The organism is Humibacter ginsengiterrae (genome assembly GCF_054780115.1).
Genome location: NZ_BAAGWY010000020.1, coordinates 1 through 16,643, shown reverse-complemented (window position 1 = coordinate 16,643; position 16,643 = coordinate 1). Strand labels below are relative to the sequence as shown.

Here is a 16,643-nt window from a genome sequence, read left to right as displayed (position 1 = left end):
AACGGGAGCGTCAGGAAGCGGCGAGCAGCCGGGGTGCCGCGGTCGAGCCACGCGGTCGAACCTGGGCGGCGAGCACGACGACCTCGGGGTCGCCCTTCGGATCCGCGAGACGCTCGAGCAACCGGCCCAGCGCGGTCTCGCCGAGAGCCACGGCATCCTGAGCGACCGCGGTGATGCCCGGGCTCACCATGCTCATCCACTCGGAGTCGTCGAACGAGACGATGCTGACATCCTCCGGAATGCGCATGCCCAGGTCGTTCGTCGCACGCCACACGCCCTCGGCCAGCAGATTGTTGGCGGCGAAGATGGCGGTCGGATGCTCGCGACGGGCGAGCATGTCGACCGCGGATTTGCGGGCGGCGTCTGCATCCCACCCGCTCGACACGATGAGTGCGGGATCGACATCGACTCCCGACCCTTCGAGCGACGCGCGGTAGCCAGCGGCGCGCTCACCGCCCGTGGTCCAGGTGGTCTCGTCGATGAAGAGCGCGATGCGCCGGTGGCCCAGGTCGATGAGGTGGTCGGTCATCCGGCGGGCCGCTCCCGCGTTGTCGATGATGACGGCGTCGCACCGGCCCGTGGAGAACTGGCGGTCCGCCTCCACGACCGGGATGCGCTGGCGCACGAGATAGTCCGAGATGTCGCCGGAGAGCGGGGTGACGATGACCCCGGCGACGCGCGTGGCGACGAACGCGCGGGCGGCATCCATCTCGGCCTCTGTCGATCCCTGATCGTCGACGAGCATCATCGTGTAGCCCTCGCGACGCGCCCGCGCCGCGATACCGGCAGCGAGGTCGGCGTAGAACGAGTTGCGAAGGTCGGAGACCAGAACGCCGATGGTGCGGCTGTCTTTCTTGCGAAGGCTGCGTGCCATGGCGTGCGGAACGTACCCGAGCGAGTCCGCTGCGGCCAGCACGCGCTCGCGCACGTCAGCGGCGACGTAGCCCTCGCCGCTCAACGCGCGCGAGGTGGTGGACTGCGAGACGCCGGCAGCGAGCGCGACGTCTTTCAGGGTCGCCCTGCGGGGGATTCCATCCGCCTCGTTCTCGATCATGGCATCCTTCCCACGAGTGCCGCCGAGGCGAACGGCCCGGCGAACTCACCCTAATAGGGCCATCTGCGCGACGTGAACGAAGGCGAGGTGCGGACGATCCCCACCGGACCGCCCGCACCTGATGACGCCGCGGCTACTCGCCCTGCACAGCGCTGTTGTACGCCCGCAGGGACGCAGCCTGCGCTGACTTCAGTGCCGCAGACGCGCTCTTCTGCCCGAGCAGCACGGCGGTCATCGCGTTCGACAGCTCCGTGTTGATCGTCTGCCCGGCAGGGCTGGATCCGTACGTCTTGCCGTAGTCGAGCACCTTGTAGTAGGTCTGGATGACCTGGTCGAAGTCGGTGTTGCCCGACGCCTTCACGTACTGCTTGCGGATCGCCTGATCGGCCTGCGGCGAACCGGTGAAGAGGCCGGTGTTGATGCCGTGGTTCTTCGCCAGGGTCGCCACGCGAGCCTTCTCGGCTGCGATCCACGAGTCGTAGTTCGTGATCTCATCCATCCACGCGCACGCGGCCACAGGGTTCTTCGCACCCTTGGGAATAGCGAAGGCCGTTCCGCTCGCCACGGAGAAGGGCTTGCCGTTGGATGCCATGAACGGCACCGCTCGCACGTCGATCTTGTCGAGGTACGGGGCGATCACGTTCGGGTACCACTGGGCGTCCACCTGCGCACCGACCTGGTTCTCGACGAACTGGTTGTTGTCGCCGAACGAGTTGAACGATCCGGTGAAGCTCTCCACCTTCGCGTACCCGCCCTGGGCATCCATGATCTTCTTCAGCAGGTCGAGACCGGCGACGTTCTTGGGATCGTCGAGGGTCGGCTTGCCTTTGGAGTCGTTGAGCTGACCGCCGGTTCCGAGGATCCACAGGCCGATGTTGCCCGGAACGTTCGGGTCGAGCCCGAGCGTCGTCGGGTTGCCGCCGGACGCCTTGTACATCTTCGAGATGGCAGTGACGAGCTCGTCCGGCTTCGACGTGTTGATGTCGGCGTCGGTGACACCGGCGGCCTTCATGACCTTCTCGTTGAGCAGGATGGCCGGTGGCTGGTAGAACTGCGGCGTCGCCCAGATCTGCCCCTTGTACCTGACATCGTCGACGACGTACGGGTACCAGCGCTTGTCCGGGTTGATCTTGCGCGCCGAGAAGCACTTGTCCAGCGGCTCCAGGAGCCCCTGGGCGGCGTACTGCGTGACCGCCGTGCGATCGAGCTGCACGATATCGGGCACGTTCCCGCTCGCGAGCCTGGTCGTGAACTTCTGGGCGTCGAACGGCGTGCCGTCGATCTTGATCGTCACGCCCTTAAGGTGTGCCGCCGCGTACGCGAGGCGGGCCTTGCCGACATCGTCGGCGTTGTTGAACGACCAGGAGTTCAGCGTTCCGCTCGGCTTGGCGCTGTAGTCGATGTTCGAACCGGACTTGTTGTTGTTGCCGCCGCCGCTGGAACAGGCGGAGAGGGACAGCACAGCGACCGTCCCCAGGGCAAGGAGCCCGATGAGTTTCTTGCGCATTTCATTCCTTTCCGTAACCGGCAGCCCGGCCTTTTCTCCTCCACTGCGGGAGGGATGTGTGAACCGTCAGCCCTTGCGACCCGTCGTGGCGATGCCCTCGATGAAGAAGCGCTGGCCGAACGCGAACAGGATGAGCATCGGCAGCGTCACCAGCAGCGACGCCACCATGACGTACTGGTAGTCCCCGTGCCCTCCCGACGCCGGATTGAACTGGGCCATGGCATACGAGATGCCGAGTGGCGCCGTGTAACCCGACGGGGAGCCGGCGTTCAGGTAGATCAGGGCGCCCTGGAAGTTGTTCCAGCTCGCCTGGAACTCGAACAGCAGGATGATGATGAACGACGGGATCGACAGCGGCATCGCGATGCGCCAGAACATGCCCCAGTAGCTCGCGCCGTCCAAGCGCGCGGCTTCGAACAATTCCCGCGGCAGTCCTAAGAAGAACTGGCGTTGCAAGAAGATGTAGAACGCCGAGCCGAAGAGGTTGGCCCCCCACAGCGGCGCCCAGGTGCCGAGCAGTCCGACATCTTTCCAGATGAGGTAGATCGGGATCATCGTCACCGCGCCCGGCAGCATCATCGTGGCCAGCACGAGCCCGAAGAGCATCCCGCGGCCCGGGAACTTGAAGTAGGCGAAGCCGAACGCGACGATCGAGCTCGACACCGCGACTGTCACGGCCGCCAGGATCGCGATCGCGAGGCTGTTGAAGATCCAGTTCAGAAGCGGCAGCTGATCCCACACCTGAACGTAGTTCTGCGGCTGCCACACGTTCGGGATGAGGTTGTTGTCGAAAACCTCGCCCCGCGGCTTGAAGCTGGCGGAGATGAGCCACGCGAACGGGTACAGGAAGAGCAGCACGAGCGCGATCGCGACCAGCACCAGGATGAGGCGGCCGATGAAGGTCTGCGGCGTGCGCATCCACGCCGGGCGGCGCTTGCGCGGCTGACGGATGACGACCGCCTGCTCGGGGATGGCGGGGGGGATGCCCGGTGTCTGCTGCTGTATCGACATCAGCGGTCTCCCTCGTAGTAGACGAATCGGTTTCCGACCTTCACCTGGATGACCGTGATGATCAGGATGATCACGAACATCAGCCAGGCCATGGCGGCGGCGAACCCGAAATTGAACTGCTGGAACGCCTGCTGGAAGATGTAGATCGCATAGAAGAGCGCCGAATCGGAAGAGCTCTGCGCCTGGTTGTTCCAGAACAGGACGTACGCCTGGTCGAACACCTGGAAAGCGGCGATCGAGAGCACGATGACGTTGAAGAACAGCGCGCCGGAGATCATCGGGATCGTGATCGTGAAGAACTTGCGGAACGCTCCAGCGCCGTCGATCGAGGCGACCTCGTAGAGCTCGGTCGGAACGCTCTTCAGCGCGGCGAGGAAGATCACCATCGTGCCGCCGACGCCCCAGAGCGTCATGATGACGATGCTCGGTTTGATCCATGCCGGATCGACGAGCCATTGCGGACCTTGGATGCCGAACAGTGCGAGGAACTTGTTGACCGCACCGGTGTTGCCGTTGAGCAGCAGGAAGAAGACCGTCGCCGTGGCGACGGTCGGCGTCATCTTCGGCAGGTAGTAGACGGTTCGCAGGAACCCTTTGGCGCGGGTCATCTTGTCGAGGAGCATCGCGAGCAGAAGCGCGACGATGATCTCGGAGGGCACGGCGAGCACGGCGTAGTAGAGCGTGTTCGCGAGCGAGAGGGCCACCTTCGGGTCTTGGATGAGCTCCGCGTAGTTGGCACCGCCGACCGGGCGAGCCTCGTTCGTGGCGAGGCTGTAATGGCTGAACGAGATGTACAGGCTGTAGATCATCGAGAACGCGGTGAAGATCAGGAACCCGACGATCCAGGGCGAGATGAAGAGATAGCCGGCGATCGCTTCGCGCCTGTTGTAGTGCTCCTTCATACGGAACCATCGACGACGACGACGACCGCCATCGGCCTCCGCGGTCGTGATCATCTCGGTCGCCGTGGCAGTTCTGAAGCTCATGGTGCTGTCCTTGCGGGCGGAGCGCTGCACATGAGGGGTACCTCCAGCTGTGTGATGTGGCATCGTTACCACAAAATGAATATAGGGCGAGGATGGCGGGTTTGGCAACACCGTGTCAATCCCTTGAAAGTCACCCGCTCGAGGTGCATGGTCGCCTGATCCAGCGGCCGTGAGCCGTGTGCGGGGGAACGCTACTGGAATCGTTGCCAGACCGATACCCGCGACCACGAGGCCGGGCACCGAAGCACTTCGTCTCAGCCTTCGTGAGCGGCGTGTCAACCGCCTTGCCGAGCATCCGATCCGGCGCGTATTCCTGGATGCATGGCGTTGGGGATCGAGGACTACGGGCTGATCGGCGACTGCTACTCTGCGGCGCTCGTCGGCCGCGACGGAAGCATCGACTGGTTGTGCCTGCCGCACTACGACTCGCCGTCGATGTTCGGCGCCCTGCTCGGCACGGAGGAACACGGCCGCTGGCTGCTCGCGCCGACCGACCCCGGCGCGACTTCGGCAAGGCACTACGACGGCGAGACCATGATCCTGGTCACGCGATGGCTGACCAGCGAGGGCGAAGTGGAGGTCACCGACTTCATGCCGGCCGCGGACGACAGGGCCACGGTCATCCGTCGCGTTCGCGGCATCTCCGGCACGGTTGGGATGCATGTGGCCATCCGAATCCGGTTCGGGTACGCGGACGCCCTGCCCTGGGTTCGGCTGGAGAAGGAGGGCTCAGGGAAGGTGCTGCTGGCCGTCGCCGGCGGCGACTCCGCGATCGTCCGCGGTCCTGCGCTCGAAGCCGACGGGAATTCCCATGTCGCCGACTTCACGGTCAGCGAGGGCGATGAGGTCGACCTGAGCCTGTCGTGGTTCGCGTCGCACACCTCGCCTCCCGAACCGCCGAAGGTGGACGCCCTGCTCAAGGGGACCAAGACCTGGTGGACCGAATGGGCGGAGCGCTGCGACTACGAGGGTCCGTACCGGGAGGCGGTCGTGCGCTCCCTGATCACGCTGCGGGCGCTGACCTTCACCGAAACGGGTGGAATCGTCGCGGCGCCCACCACGAGCCTGCCGGAGGAGTTCGGCGGCGAGCGCAACTGGGACTACCGCTTCGTATGGCTGCGCGACGCATCCATGACGATCTCGGTTCTGATCCGGCACGGTTACACGGGGGCGGTGGTCCACTGGCGCGACTGGCTCCTTCGCGCCATCGCGGGGGACCCGGCCGACGTGCAGATCATGTACGGGCTGAAGGGCGAGCGCTATCTCGCCGAGCGTGAGCTGACCAGCCTGCCCGGATACCTGGGCTCATCCCCGGTGCGCGTGGGGAACGCCGCCTACAAGCAGTTCCAGGCCGGTGTGGTCGGGCAGGTCATGCTCGCCTTGCAGGAGGCGAGGCAGGCGGGCATCAAGGAGACGCCCTTCTCGTGGGAGCTGCAGAAGTCGCTCGTGACCTTTCTGGAGAAGCACGGCGACCGGCCAGACAAGGGCATCTGGGAGATCCGCGGAAGACCGCGCTATTTCACGCAGTCCCGCGCGATGATCTGGGCCGCCTTCGAATGCGCGGTGCGCGGCGTGCGCGACTTCGGCCTGGACGGGCCCGTCGAGCACTGGGAGGAGCTGCGCGACCAGACGCGCCATGACATCGAGACCAAGGGATACGACGCGAAGAAGAAGTCGTACACCCAGTTCTTCGGCACGAGCGAGGTGGACTCCTCCCTGCTGCAGCTGCCCCAGGTCGGCTATTGCGAGCCCGACGATCCGAAGATGCTCGGGACCGTCGCGGCCATCGAGAAGGAGCTCATGCACGAGGGTTTGCCGCTGCGTTACCGCACGCGGAAGAGCGTCGACGGTCTGCCGCCGGGCGAGCATCCGTTTCTGGCCTGCTCGTTCTGGCTCGTGGAGCAGTACGCGAGGTCGGGCCGGCTCGCGGATGCCCACGAGCTGATGAGCAGGCTGCTCGGCTACGCGAACGACCTCGGCCTGCTCAGCGAGGAATACGACCCTGTCGTGCACCGTCAGGTCGGCAACACGCCGCAGGCACTCACGCACCTGACTCTCGTACGTGCCGCCGAGGCGATCGCGAAGGCGAGCGAGCCCTCCGCACCCTCGCCGCAGCGCGTGGGCAAGTCGAAGTCCGCGTCGTCATCGAAGTCGAAGTCCACCTCTCAGCACAAGGCCGTGAAGAAGGGCAAGAGCGCCTCCGGGTCGAAGGTCGAACGCAAGTCGAAGTGAGCCCGACCGCCCGGGTCGAGCATCCAGGCCGGTGCTCAGTCTCGCGTCTCGAAGCGGTACTCGCACACAGCGAAGAGGAAGGCGATCGCGGCCGTGGTGAGTGCCGCACGCCGGTGTTCGGGGGCGACGACGGCGAGCAGCAGCATGCTGGCGCAGTGCAGGAGGTCCACGTCGGCACCGAACACATGGATGCCCGACCCCGCTTTGTACGTGGCGCCGGCCTGCACCAGGTGCCGCACACCGAGCACGCGGGCGACGGCGACTTCGCTGCCGGCGGGCTTTCGCCAGAGCAGCAATCGCGCGACCAGGGAGGGCGCCACCAGTTCGGCGCTGCCGAGCGCAGCGCGCACCGCCTCGAGCTTCATTGCGCGGCCTTGCGCACCAGGGCGGCACCGGCCGCCACCGCGGTCAGTGCGAGCGCAGCGAGAGTTCCGACGGTGCCGTGGTGCTGGGACGCCCACAACTGCACGCTGCTGGACGACGAGCGGCTGTCGAAGATGCCGTGGGTGCCGAAGTCCTTCTCGGAGTCGGCCGGCTCCCACAGGTTCACCGGCTGGTCCGGATCTCGCGGCTGTGGTGTCTGCTGCGACTTGTATCCGGTCTTGGCGAGGTAACGGTCGCCCAGCCCTGCGGCGAACTTGTTCCCGATCAGAGTGATCGCCGTGCTGCCGCCGACCCAGTACTCGCGTCGCTGCGGATGCTCCGCGGCGAACACGACGGCTCGCCCGGCGACTTCGGGCTGGTAGATCGGCGGCACCGGCTGGGCATGGTTCGGGAGTCGAGAAAGCACCCACGAGAACTGCGGCGTGTTCACCGCCGGCATCTGCACCATCGTGTTGTGGATGCCGCTGTGCTCGTGCAGCAGCTCGCAGCGCAGCGACTCGTTGAAGCCCTGGATGGCGTGCTTCGCACCGCAGTACGCGCTCTGCAGCGGGATGCCGCGGTAGGCGAGCGCGGAGCCCACCTGCACGATGGTTCCCCTGTCGCGTTGTCGCATGTACTTCAGCGCGGCCATCGTTCCGTACACGAAGCCGAGGTAGGCGACCTCGGTGACGCGCTTGTACTCATCCGGTGCTATCTCGTGGAACGGAGCGAAGACGGAGGTGAACGCGTCGTTGACCCACACGTCGATCGGTCCGAGCTCGCGTTCGACCTGGTCGGCTGCCGCGTGCACGGCGTCGGAATCGGAGACGTCGACGTCGATGGTGATGGCCCGGCCGCCTGCTGATTCGACCTCCCGCGCGGCGCCGGCGAGCCCGGCTTCGCCGCGGGCAAGGAGCGCGACGGTGTCACCGTGGCGGCCGAACTCGATGGCGGATGCGCGTCCGATTCCGCCGCTGGCCCCGGTGACGACGACGATGCGAGAAGAAGAGGTCATGGATCTCGTCTACTCCTGTCGGGCATCCGCTCATACGGGTTGACGTCGACCGCGGTGGATCGCAACAACCCCGGAGGATCGCAATACCGGCGCCCCGGAGAGTAACTCCCGAGGATGCCTCCTGTCAGCCCCTTCGGGCCGCTCTCTCAACTATTTAGCGTTGCTCCGTCGGCGATGGAGGCCTCGTGGTTGTGGTGGATGTTGATGCGGGAGAACGCACCCTCGGTGGGACGAGATCGATGCGCCACAAGGGGAACATCCTCGTCTCCTGGCTGACCGCAACCGATCACAAGGTGATCGCCTACCTCTATCTGGACTTGCCAACGCCGTCATCCTTCGGATGTATCGGACGCTTCCCGTCGGCGGATGTGCGCGGCCATGCTGCCTCGTAGCCTGCCGATATGCAGTCGACTTTGAGCTCGCCGGAAGTGGCGCGCAGACCCACAGCACTTCGCACCGGTCGGCGTCGCGATCACGCTTCGACGCTGGTCGTGGCCGGAATGACGGCCTTCTTCGGCACCGTTCTGGTCGAGGCGGTGGCGGTGATCGAAGGGGTGGTCTCTGCGACGGGGGCGTCGGCCGCGTCGGTCAAGATCGGGATCGGCCTGTCTGTCGTGGCGGCGGTGTTCTTGCTGGTGGCCATCTACGTCGGATGCGTGGTCACGACGAACGCATTCGGCACGGTGATCGCCGGTCGCCGCCGCTCGATCGCGCTCTTGCGCCTCGTCGGCGCGGAGGGCCGGGTGCTGCGTCGCGCCGTCGCGATCGAGGGACTGTGGGCCGGAGCATCAGGTGCCGCCATCGGGGTGGCGACCGGCATCGCCTCTGCCGTGATCGTTGTCGCTGCCGGCATCAGTGCCCACTGGTTGCCCAGCACCGCTTACGCATTGCTGTCGCCGTACCTCGTCGTTCCCGGGTGCGTGGTGGTGCTCACCACCTGGTGGGCCGCGTGGGTCGGCTGTCGTGCCGTGACCACGGTCAGCCCGCTCGAGGCCACTGCCGTTGCAGCGACCCAGGATGCCCGGGGCGGGCGCTCATCTGTGCGCTTCACCGCCTGCATCGTCCTGATCGCATCGGGAGCGGTGCTCATTGCCCTCGGCGTCATGGTCGGTCTGATCCTCCCGGTCGGCCTACTGCCGGCGTTCTTCGGTGGTGTGCTCTCGTTCACGGGCATCGTGCTTGGTGCTTGGTGCTGCGCGCATCATGCCGCCGCTGCTCGGTCTGACCGGACAGGCGTGGAGCCGCGGGGCGGTCGGCCGCATAGCGGTTGGTGGGGTCAGCCGCTACCCGGAACGAAGTGCTCGCACCGGCATCGCACTGGTGATCGGCGTGACTCTCGTGACCACCTTCGCCGTCGCACTGACCGGCTTTCACGACGCCGCCGCCGCGAAGCTGGCTGCGTCTCCCGGCGAGCGGGCCATCCTGAACCAATCGGTCACCACCGCACTCTGGGCCCTGACCGCGATCATCGGGTTCTCCGCGTTGATTGCCGGTGTGGGCCTTGTCAACACCATGCTGATGGGCGTGCTGCAGCGAACACGAGAGCTGGGGTTGCTCCGCGCTCTGGGCCTCAGCCGGTTGCAGCTGCGGTCCATGATCGCCGTCGAGAGTGCGCACGTCACGGTGACTGCCCTTGTCTTCGGGTTCATCCTGGGCTGCCTCTACGGGTGGGTCGCGGCTCAAGCGCTGATGGGCAGCGCCGTGCACCGGCTCATGCCGCCGGATGTTCCGTGGGACATCGTCGTGATCGTCGCGGCGGCCGCCGTCGTGCTGTCCACCGTCGCCGCAGCGACCGCCGCACGCCGAGCCGTACACATCTCACCCGTCGCGGCCATGGCGGTGGAGTAGAGGGACTCCGAATCAAGACTGCGGCAACTGGGCGGCAGCGCTGCCCGCCGGTGCAGCCGGGAGCGCTGTTTTGTCTCGACCGGGCCGCACTTGCTGGAATGCTGTAGTGGTGCATCCTGAGCCGACCGAGGTGACGACAGGTGCCGCCGTCGACCCGTCGCAGGATGCCGACGGTCTTCTGGTGCGGGTCGCGGCGGGCGACCAGCCGGCCTTCGGCGCGTTGTACGACGCTGTCGCCTCCAGGGTCTTCGGCGCGGTGCTGCGCTTGGTGATCGACCGGTCGCAAGCCGAAGAGGTGACGCAGGAGGTCTTTCTCGAGATCTGGCAATCCGCTTACGTCTTCGATCCGAATAGGGGACGAGCGATCGGTTGGATCATGACACTGGCGAAGCGACGGGCCATCGACCGGATCCGCTCCGCGCAGGCCGCGCACGATCGCGACCTGCGGGTGGGCATCCGCGAGTACCGCGTGGAAGACGATGTCGCCGATGCGGCCGAGGTCGCGGTGGAGAGCGAGCGCGTGGCTGTCGCCCTGGAGCGGCTTCCGGATGCCCAGCGCCAGGCGATCGCGCTCGCCTACGACGGCGGGCTGACGCACACGGAGATCGCCGAGGTGCTGGGCATTCCCGTTGGCACAGTGAAGACACGGCTTCGCGATGGAATGATTCGGCTCAGACACGAACTGGGGGTGACGACATGAGCGAGACGCACGACGACGATGCGCAGCAGGACGACGCGCGTCTTCTCGCCGCCGGTCACGCCCTCGGATCGCTGTCGCCTGGCGAGCGGGAACGTTACGAGCGCCTTCTGCAGTCCTCTCCGGATGCTCGCGCGGAGGCATCCGCGTTCGCCGACGTCGCTGCGGCGCTCGACGCCGCCTCGGCTGAGGCCGAGCCGCCCGCTGACCTCAAGGCACGTCTGATGGCGCAGATCGCGGTCACGCCGCAGGAGCAGCCAGGCGAGCGCCAGGCCACCGACGAACGCGCGTCCACCCCGTCTCAGCAGGCCGCCCCGCACGCCGATCCGGAGTCCGGGCCGGGCGCGGCCCCGGCAGAGGTGCGCACTCCTACGAGAGCGGAGCGGGAGGCGCGGCGTCGCTGGTACAGCCGTCCGCTCGTCGCGGCCGCTGCGGCCGCTGCGGCTGTCGTCCTCTTCGCCGGCGGAACGGCCGTGGGCTTCTCGATCGCGCAGCACCCGCAGAGCACCGCGCAGGCCGACGTTCTCGCCTCGATCACTTCTGCTCCGGATGCACAACGGTCCCTGGCGAAGGTGGCGGGCGGCGGAACGGCGACCCTCGTCTGGTCTGCGTCGCTGGGCAAGTCCGCCATGATCGTGCACGGCGTGCCGGCGGCGCCGGCCGGCAAGACGTACCAGCTCTGGTACATCAGGGACGGCCGCGCCACCTCTGCGGGACTCATGTCGGGGCAGTGGGATGTTCTCCACGGCAGCATGCGCGCCGGTGACGTCGTCGGACTGACCGTGGAGCCCGCCGGCGGATCGAAGCAGCCGACCACGAAGCCCGTCGTCACGATCGCGAGCTGACGCCGCAAGCGGCCTCCGACCGCGCTTCGCCGGTCGTCGTCGGCCTAGCCGAACGTGAACGAGTAGACCTTCACACCGGGGCCGACCGCCGCGTCGAGTGTGCCCGTGCCCACCGAGCCCTGGGTGTGGGCCACGTACTCCCGCGGAACGCCGGATACACGGATGACCTCCGTGTCCTTCCCATCGCGCACCGTCACCGTGCCCTCTCCGCCGAGAACCAGCTGCACGCGAGAGGCGGTGTATGAGAGCCGGATGCCTGCGGTTCCGTCGGTCGGCTGCGCGTACTGCGTGCCGAGCGTCCAGGCACCGTCGAGCCCGAACGTGTTCTTCGGCTGGGTTTTCGCAAGGCTGAACTGGTTCGTCTTGGCCGAGTAAGGTTGCGGGCCGCTGTAGTTCACCTGCTTCGTGGTGCCGAGGTAGGTCTCGGGGGTGAGGTTCGCGGTGGGAGTGGTGTCTTTCGTCTCGGTCGGCGGCGGAAGCTTCACACCGGGTCGGGCATCCGCGAGCAGCGTGCGGATCATCCGCTCGGTCGCGGCGTAGTCGCCCTCGCCGAACTGCACGTTGCGCACGACGCCCTTCGCATCGATCAGATAGTGGGCCGGCCAGTACCGGTTGCGGTAGTTGGTCCAGGTGGAGAGGTCGTTGTCGATCGCGACGGGATAGGTGATGCCTAGCTGCCTGGCGCCGGCCTTCACGTTGCCGATGACCTTCTCGAAGGCGTACTCCGGCGAGTGCACGCCGATGATCTGCAGACCGTCTTTCGCGTAGGCCTTGTTCCACGCGACGACGTGTGGCACCGAGCGCTGGCAGTTGATGCACGAGTACGCCCAGAAGTCGATGAGGACGACCTTGCCGCGCAGGCTCTTCAGAGCCAGGGGCTTGTCACCGGGGGTGTTGAACCACTGCTGGATGCCGGTGATGTCGGGCGCCGTTCCGCACGATTCCAGCTGCGTGGCGTCGTTGCGGCACTTCGAGAGGTCTTTGTTCTGGCTGTTGACCAGGCCTCCGAGATCCAGTGCCTTCGAGACCTGGTCACCGGAGAGTCCGCCCTGCAGGCCCGCCGTGTAGTCGGGCACGAGCGTCTGCAGGTATTGCGGCAGGTTGAATGTGAGACCGGCTGCGAGTGCGATCATCAGGATGCCGCCGGTCATCCGGATGCCCTTCTGGTGCTTTCGGAACGACCGCACCCGGTTGGCCACGCCCCGGCCGGCGAGCGCGAAGACGAGCAGCGGCACCGCGGCGCCGACCGCGAACGACAGGGTCAGCACGATCGTGCCAGGGCCGATGTGTCCCGTGGACCCGGCAACCGTGATGGCCGCCAGAACGGGACCTGCGCACGGCACGTAGACCGCGCCGAGTGCGATCCCGAGGACGAAGCCGCTGCGGTTCAGGCCCACGTTGCGCTGCGGGATCCAGGAGAACGGCTTCTCGAGAAGCTCCTCGAAGCGCGGCACGATCAGGCCGATGCCGATCAGCACGAGCACGACGATGCCCGCGTACCTCAGCACGTCCTGGGGCAGGTGCAGGAGAGCCAGGAGCAACGAGCCGAGCAGGGTGAACACGCTGAAGCTCGTGATCAGCCCGAGGATCACGAGGAACGGTCGCCAGCGCGAGACCCGCTGCTCCGACAGCGCCGAGGCGGACTGCACTCCGCCGGAGAAGAAGATCACGGGGAGCACCGGAAGGATGCAGGGCGAAATGCCGGTGATCAGTCCTCCGAGAAGACCGATCAGGGTGAGTGTGGCGTACACGCGGGACTCCTTCATGTCGGTGTCGAGGGGTATTCGGCGCGCTCGACCCCGCGGTTTGCCCGACCTGCATCCGGCGGCACAAGAGCTGTTCGCGAAATCCGGTCCAATCCGTTCCCGTCGGATGCTCCGAAGTCAGTTGTGAGGCCGCAGTCGCGGCCATGCAGGCACCACAGCAGACGAAGGAGACTCACGATGCTCACCAGGAAGCGCACCACCATCGCCGCAGCGGCGATCGCGGCAGCCACGATTCTCAGCCTCGCCGGATGCACCGGCGGAGGAACGAGTTCCGACAAGAGCACGTCGATGAAGACCACGAAGCCCAGCGCCGCCGCAAGCGCCAACCCGGCAGCCGACCTGGTCGGCCCCGGATGCTCCGCATACGCGAAGCAGGTGCCGAGCGGCGCAGGATCCATCAAGGGCATGTCGCAAGACCCGGTCGCCGTGGCGGCCTCGAACAACCCCATGCTGACCACGCTCGTCAAGGCGGTCTCCGGAAAGCTCAACCCGGACGTCAACCTCGTCGACACGCTCGACGGCGGCCAGTTCACCGTCTTCGCACCCGTCGACTCCGCCTTCGCCAAGCTTCCGGCATCCACCGTGTCGGCGCTCGGCACCGCGGCCGGAGCGAGCACGCTCAAGACGGTTCTCACCTACCACGTCATCTCCGGACAGCTCGCTCCTGACGCGATCGACGGAACCCACAAGACCGTCGAGGGTCAGGACGTCACCGTCACCGGCAGCGGAAACAACATGAAGGTCAACGACGCGAACGTGATCTGCGGAGGCGTGCACACCGCCAACGCGACCGTGTACCTCATCGACTCCGTGCTGATGCCGCCGGCTCAGTGATCGAGACGTCCGATACGGATACGAGAAAGGGACCCATCATGAAGTCCTCCCCGAACCGCCTCCTCGCCACGATCTTCGGCGCCGTGTATCTGCTCGTCGGCCTGCTCGGCTTCTTCGTCACCTCCGGCGTCGGGTTCGTCTCGACCCAGGGCGGACTGCTGCTGGGCATCTTCGAGGTGAATCCGCTGCACAACGTGGCTCACCTGCTGATCGGCGCGGCGCTGCTGATCGCAGGTCTGGCATCCGTTCCCGCGGCGAAGGCGGTGAACATCGTCATCGGCGCGGCGTATCTGCTGCTGGGCATCGTCGGGTTCTTCATCGCGAACACCCCGGCGAATGTGCTCGCGTTGAACACGCCTGACCACTTCCTCCACCTCGCGAGTGCGATCGTGCTCCTGGGTGTCGGGCTGAGCACCGACAAGGCGACCGGCCGTCACCCGGCCACCGCTTGATCGTGCCGGTGATCACACGCACCTGGCCGGCGCTGAGCGCTCTCGGCGCCGGCCTCGTGCACCTCGCCGTGGCGTCGTCGTCGGTTGTATGGATGGCCGTGGCTCTGATCGCGATCGGCCTCGCTGAACTGGCGTGGGCGATCACGGCGCTGGCCACGCTGACGGTGCCGATGCCGCGTCTCGCGCTCGCGGTCGCCCTGCTTCCGATCGCGATGACGGGCACGTGGGCACTGGCATCCGTTGCGATGCACCACGACGGCATGGCCATGCCCATGCCTGCCGCATCGAGCGCGACCGCGCCTGTTCCCCTCGCGCTGGCGTCCTGCCTTGTTCTCGTCATGGCCTTCGCCTGCGCACGAGCGATCCGGCTCGGCCCACGTCGCTGCGAGACATCAGCGCCGGAGCAGCCGTACACCGGACAAGGTCGTGCTGCACCCCCGGGCGCCACGGCGATGCGGGCGCTCTCGGGCGTCCTCCTCGGCGCCGCACTCGTGGCGGGTGTCACCGTGCCCGCACTCGGCGCCACGGATGCCGGCCGTCACGCGAGCATGCACATGCAGATGTGACGCTGGAGCCGCCCGATCGCCGGGTTCAAGAGCCCGCGCCGGGGCTGTCGGCATCCGCTCGGACGAACCCGCGGACGATGATGGCCGCCGCCCGCTGAACGGCGGGATGCGAGACGCTGAGTTCTTCGAAGTTCAGAAGCCAGTGCGGATGATCTTCGCCGGGCGGGACCCAGATTGCGAACACCGGCCACTGAGGCGCCCCGATTGATCACCAGCGGATGCCTGCCCAACGCCGGCTGCCATCCGGGTTCGTTTCCCGGTAGAGGCTCTGGGCGAGCGGTTGAGTGAAGGCAAGATTGCGAATGACCACCTGGGCGGGGTGCAGATTCCGGGCCACGAGGCTTGCTGCGTGGTCGAGGTCGCCGCTGGTGGTCGCGATCGCGGTCCGCTGTTGTCGCAGGTTGAGCAGGGACTGCGCGGTTCTGCCGCCGTTGGGCGGCGACCGTAGACCGCCCGTCGAAGCCCCGCCGATCACCCGCTGACCCGTCACGTCTTTCCGTCCACAGGTGTCCGTTCTGCACGGTTGTTCACAGGTGAATGTCCCGGTCAGGAGCGGGTTCGGAATGTCGGTGGGTGCTGGTTGACTCATCGGTATGAACACCCCGAACGCACCGGTCGCCGCCACCACGGCGGCACTGTCGGATGCGTTCGACGCGCTGGCCGCGGCACTGGATGACGTGCTGCCGGCGCGGGATGTGCACGGCCTCGAGGGCGAGACTCTGCTCGCGGCGACCCGTGCGGTGGAAGCGCTCGGTCGGAAGGTGGACGCGTTGCGTGCGCACTGTGCCGGGGAGATCCTGGAACGCTCCCCGAAAGGACTCGGCGCCGACCGGCTCTCCGCCCGCAATGGGTGCCGCACCCCGGCGGAGTTGACCGCCCGACTCACCGGGGTGTCGGAAGCCACCGCTGCCCGGCGTGCTGGGTTGGGGCAAGCCGTCAGTGTGCGTGGGTCGCTCACCGGTGGCCTGTTGCCGCCGAAGTTCCCCACCGTCGCACAAGCGGTCGCTACCGGGGACCTGGGTGAGGATGCCGCCCGGGTCATCGTCAACACTCTCAGCAGCATTGAGCACCGTGCCGATCCGGAAGACTGGGCCGCCGCCGAGCGCGACCTGGTCGCTTCCGCCGTGGAGGGCGGGTTCACGGCGGATCAGACCCGGGTGCAGGCCACCGTGTGGCGGGTCGCGTTGGATCCGGACGGGGTGGAGGGGGATGCGGAGGAGGCGATGCGGCACCGTGCGCTGACCCGGTTGGGCACCAGGGGTGGTCTTGTCAGGTATCGGATGGAGTTGATGCCGGAGATCTCCGGGAAACTGGAACAAGCCATCGCCGCGGTGGTGTCCCCGAAATCGAAACCCGCCTTCCTGAACGGCGACCAGGCCGCGGACGGTGATTTGGATGACCGGTCGTCGCCGCAGAAACGGCATGACGCGTTCGCGTCGTTGATCGATGCCGCCGCCCGTAGTGCGG

At 66.8% G+C, this 16,643-nt stretch carries 19 protein-coding genes and 1 pseudogene; 10 read left to right on the top strand and 10 right to left on the bottom strand.

The annotated features are described in order from the left end of the window. Window positions 1-10: 10 nt before the first annotated feature. The 4 genes from ACYVII_RS17640 to ACYVII_RS17625 all read right to left on the bottom strand — a co-directional run bounded on the left by ACYVII_RS17640 (window position 11) and on the right by ACYVII_RS17625 (window position 4,474). A complete protein-coding gene (locus ACYVII_RS17640) occupies window positions 11-1,054 on the bottom strand; it encodes a LacI family DNA-binding transcriptional regulator (RefSeq protein ID WP_460537552.1) in 1,044 nt (347 codons plus the stop codon). A gap of 133 nt (window positions 1,055-1,187) precedes the next feature. After that, the gene (locus tag ACYVII_RS17635) at window positions 1,188-2,561 is read right to left on the bottom strand and encodes an ABC transporter substrate-binding protein (protein WP_460537550.1); all 1,374 of its coding nucleotides are present in this window, start codon (window positions 2,559-2,561) and stop codon (window positions 1,188-1,190) included. A 66-nt stretch (window positions 2,562-2,627) separates the two neighbouring features. Continuing rightward, window positions 2,628-3,572 (bottom strand): carbohydrate ABC transporter permease, encoded by a 945-nt coding sequence (locus tag ACYVII_RS17630; protein ID WP_460537548.1) that lies wholly within the window; start codon window positions 3,570-3,572, stop codon window positions 2,628-2,630. Further along, on the bottom strand, window positions 3,572-4,474 hold the full coding sequence (locus ACYVII_RS17625; RefSeq protein ID WP_460537616.1) for a carbohydrate ABC transporter permease: 903 nt from the start codon (window positions 4,472-4,474) through the stop codon (window positions 3,572-3,574). The genes ACYVII_RS17630 and ACYVII_RS17625 overlap by 1 nt, the downstream gene beginning before the upstream one ends. Before the next feature lie 405 nt (window positions 4,475-4,879). Between ACYVII_RS17625 and ACYVII_RS17620 the strand changes: the two genes are divergently transcribed. Continuing rightward, window positions 4,880-6,790 (top strand): glycoside hydrolase family 15 protein, encoded by a 1,911-nt coding sequence (locus ACYVII_RS17620; RefSeq protein ID WP_460537546.1) that lies wholly within the window; start codon window positions 4,880-4,882, stop codon window positions 6,788-6,790. A gap of 35 nt (window positions 6,791-6,825) precedes the next feature. Here the strand turns inward: ACYVII_RS17620 and ACYVII_RS17615 are convergent, their stop codons facing one another. Beyond that, window positions 6,826-7,155 carry a hypothetical protein gene (locus ACYVII_RS17615; protein ID WP_460537544.1) on the bottom strand — a complete coding sequence of 110 codons (330 nt, stop codon included), beginning with the start codon at window positions 7,153-7,155 and terminating at the stop codon, window positions 6,826-6,828. Continuing rightward, entirely contained in the window at window positions 7,152-8,168 is a 1,017-nt protein-coding gene (locus ACYVII_RS17610; protein WP_460537542.1) for an SDR family oxidoreductase, read from the bottom strand. Before ACYVII_RS17610 ends, ACYVII_RS17615 begins: the two co-directional genes overlap by 4 nt. Window positions 8,169-8,353: 185 nt before the next feature. Between ACYVII_RS17610 and ACYVII_RS17605 the strand changes: the two genes are divergently transcribed. Then, on the top strand, window positions 8,354-8,560 hold the full coding sequence (locus ACYVII_RS17605; RefSeq protein ID WP_460537540.1) for a hypothetical protein: 207 nt from the start codon (window positions 8,354-8,356) through the stop codon (window positions 8,558-8,560). Between the two features lie 80 nt (window positions 8,561-8,640). Here the strand turns inward: ACYVII_RS17605 and ACYVII_RS17600 are convergent, their stop codons facing one another. Further along, window positions 8,641-8,811, bottom strand: coding sequence for a hypothetical protein (locus ACYVII_RS17600; RefSeq protein WP_460537538.1), 171 nt, complete (start codon window positions 8,809-8,811; stop codon window positions 8,641-8,643). Between ACYVII_RS17600 and ACYVII_RS17595 the strand changes: the two are divergent. Further along, window positions 8,783-9,061: pseudogene (locus tag ACYVII_RS17595) on the top strand (FtsX-like permease family protein); the annotation flags it as partial. The gene ACYVII_RS17600 and the pseudogene ACYVII_RS17595 sit on opposite strands and share 29 nt — an antisense overlap. Here the strand turns inward: ACYVII_RS17595 and ACYVII_RS17590 are convergent. Next, window positions 9,049-9,258 (bottom strand): hypothetical protein, encoded by a 210-nt coding sequence (locus tag ACYVII_RS17590; RefSeq protein WP_460537536.1) that lies wholly within the window; start codon window positions 9,256-9,258, stop codon window positions 9,049-9,051. The pseudogene ACYVII_RS17595 and the gene ACYVII_RS17590 overlap by 13 nt on opposite strands. A 113-nt stretch (window positions 9,259-9,371) precedes the next feature. On the opposite strand from ACYVII_RS17590, the gene ACYVII_RS17585 reads away from it, so the two are divergent. From ACYVII_RS17585 to ACYVII_RS17575, 3 genes are all read left to right on the top strand, one after another. After that, window positions 9,372-10,016 (top strand): ABC transporter permease, encoded by a 645-nt coding sequence (locus tag ACYVII_RS17585; RefSeq protein ID WP_460537534.1) that lies wholly within the window; start codon window positions 9,372-9,374, stop codon window positions 10,014-10,016. Window positions 10,017-10,122: 106 nt separating this feature from the next. Further along, window positions 10,123-10,716 carry a sigma-70 family RNA polymerase sigma factor gene (sigK, locus tag ACYVII_RS17580; protein WP_460537532.1) on the top strand — a complete coding sequence of 198 codons (594 nt, stop codon included), beginning with the start codon at window positions 10,123-10,125 and terminating at the stop codon, window positions 10,714-10,716. After that, window positions 10,713-11,558: an anti-sigma factor gene (locus ACYVII_RS17575; RefSeq protein ID WP_460537530.1), complete on the top strand. Its 846-nt coding sequence runs from the start codon at window positions 10,713-10,715 to the stop codon at window positions 11,556-11,558. The genes sigK and ACYVII_RS17575 overlap by 4 nt, the downstream gene beginning before the upstream one ends. Window positions 11,559-11,602: 44 nt before the next feature. On the opposite strand, the gene ACYVII_RS17570 is transcribed toward ACYVII_RS17575, so the two are convergent. Further along, window positions 11,603-13,309 carry a cytochrome c biogenesis protein DipZ gene (locus ACYVII_RS17570; RefSeq protein ID WP_460537528.1) on the bottom strand — a complete coding sequence of 569 codons (1,707 nt, stop codon included), beginning with the start codon at window positions 13,307-13,309 and terminating at the stop codon, window positions 11,603-11,605. A 192-nt stretch (window positions 13,310-13,501) separates the two neighbouring features. On the opposite strand from ACYVII_RS17570, the gene ACYVII_RS17565 reads away from it, so the two are divergent. From ACYVII_RS17565 to ACYVII_RS17555, 3 genes are read left to right on the top strand one after another with little or no spacing between them, the layout of a single operon-like run. Then, window positions 13,502-14,158 (top strand): fasciclin domain-containing protein, encoded by a 657-nt coding sequence (locus ACYVII_RS17565; protein ID WP_460537526.1) that lies wholly within the window; start codon window positions 13,502-13,504, stop codon window positions 14,156-14,158. A gap of 38 nt (window positions 14,159-14,196) precedes the next feature. Further along, entirely contained in the window at window positions 14,197-14,610 is a 414-nt protein-coding gene (locus ACYVII_RS17560; RefSeq protein WP_460537524.1) for a DUF4383 domain-containing protein, read from the top strand. Window positions 14,611-14,612: 2 nt separating this feature from the next. Then, window positions 14,613-15,176 carry a hypothetical protein gene (locus tag ACYVII_RS17555; protein WP_460537522.1) on the top strand — a complete coding sequence of 188 codons (564 nt, stop codon included), beginning with the start codon at window positions 14,613-14,615 and terminating at the stop codon, window positions 15,174-15,176. Window positions 15,177-15,384: 208 nt separating this feature from the next. Here ACYVII_RS17555 and ACYVII_RS17550 read toward each other — a convergent pair whose 3' ends face one another. Continuing rightward, entirely contained in the window at window positions 15,385-15,765 is a 381-nt protein-coding gene (locus tag ACYVII_RS17550) for a hypothetical protein (RefSeq protein WP_460537520.1), read from the bottom strand. 4 nt (window positions 15,766-15,769) lie between these two features. On the opposite strand from ACYVII_RS17550, the gene ACYVII_RS17545 reads away from it, so the two are divergent. Then, a partial coding sequence (locus tag ACYVII_RS17545) for a DUF222 domain-containing protein (protein ID WP_460537518.1) occupies window positions 15,770-16,643 on the top strand: 874 nt, incomplete at its 3' end.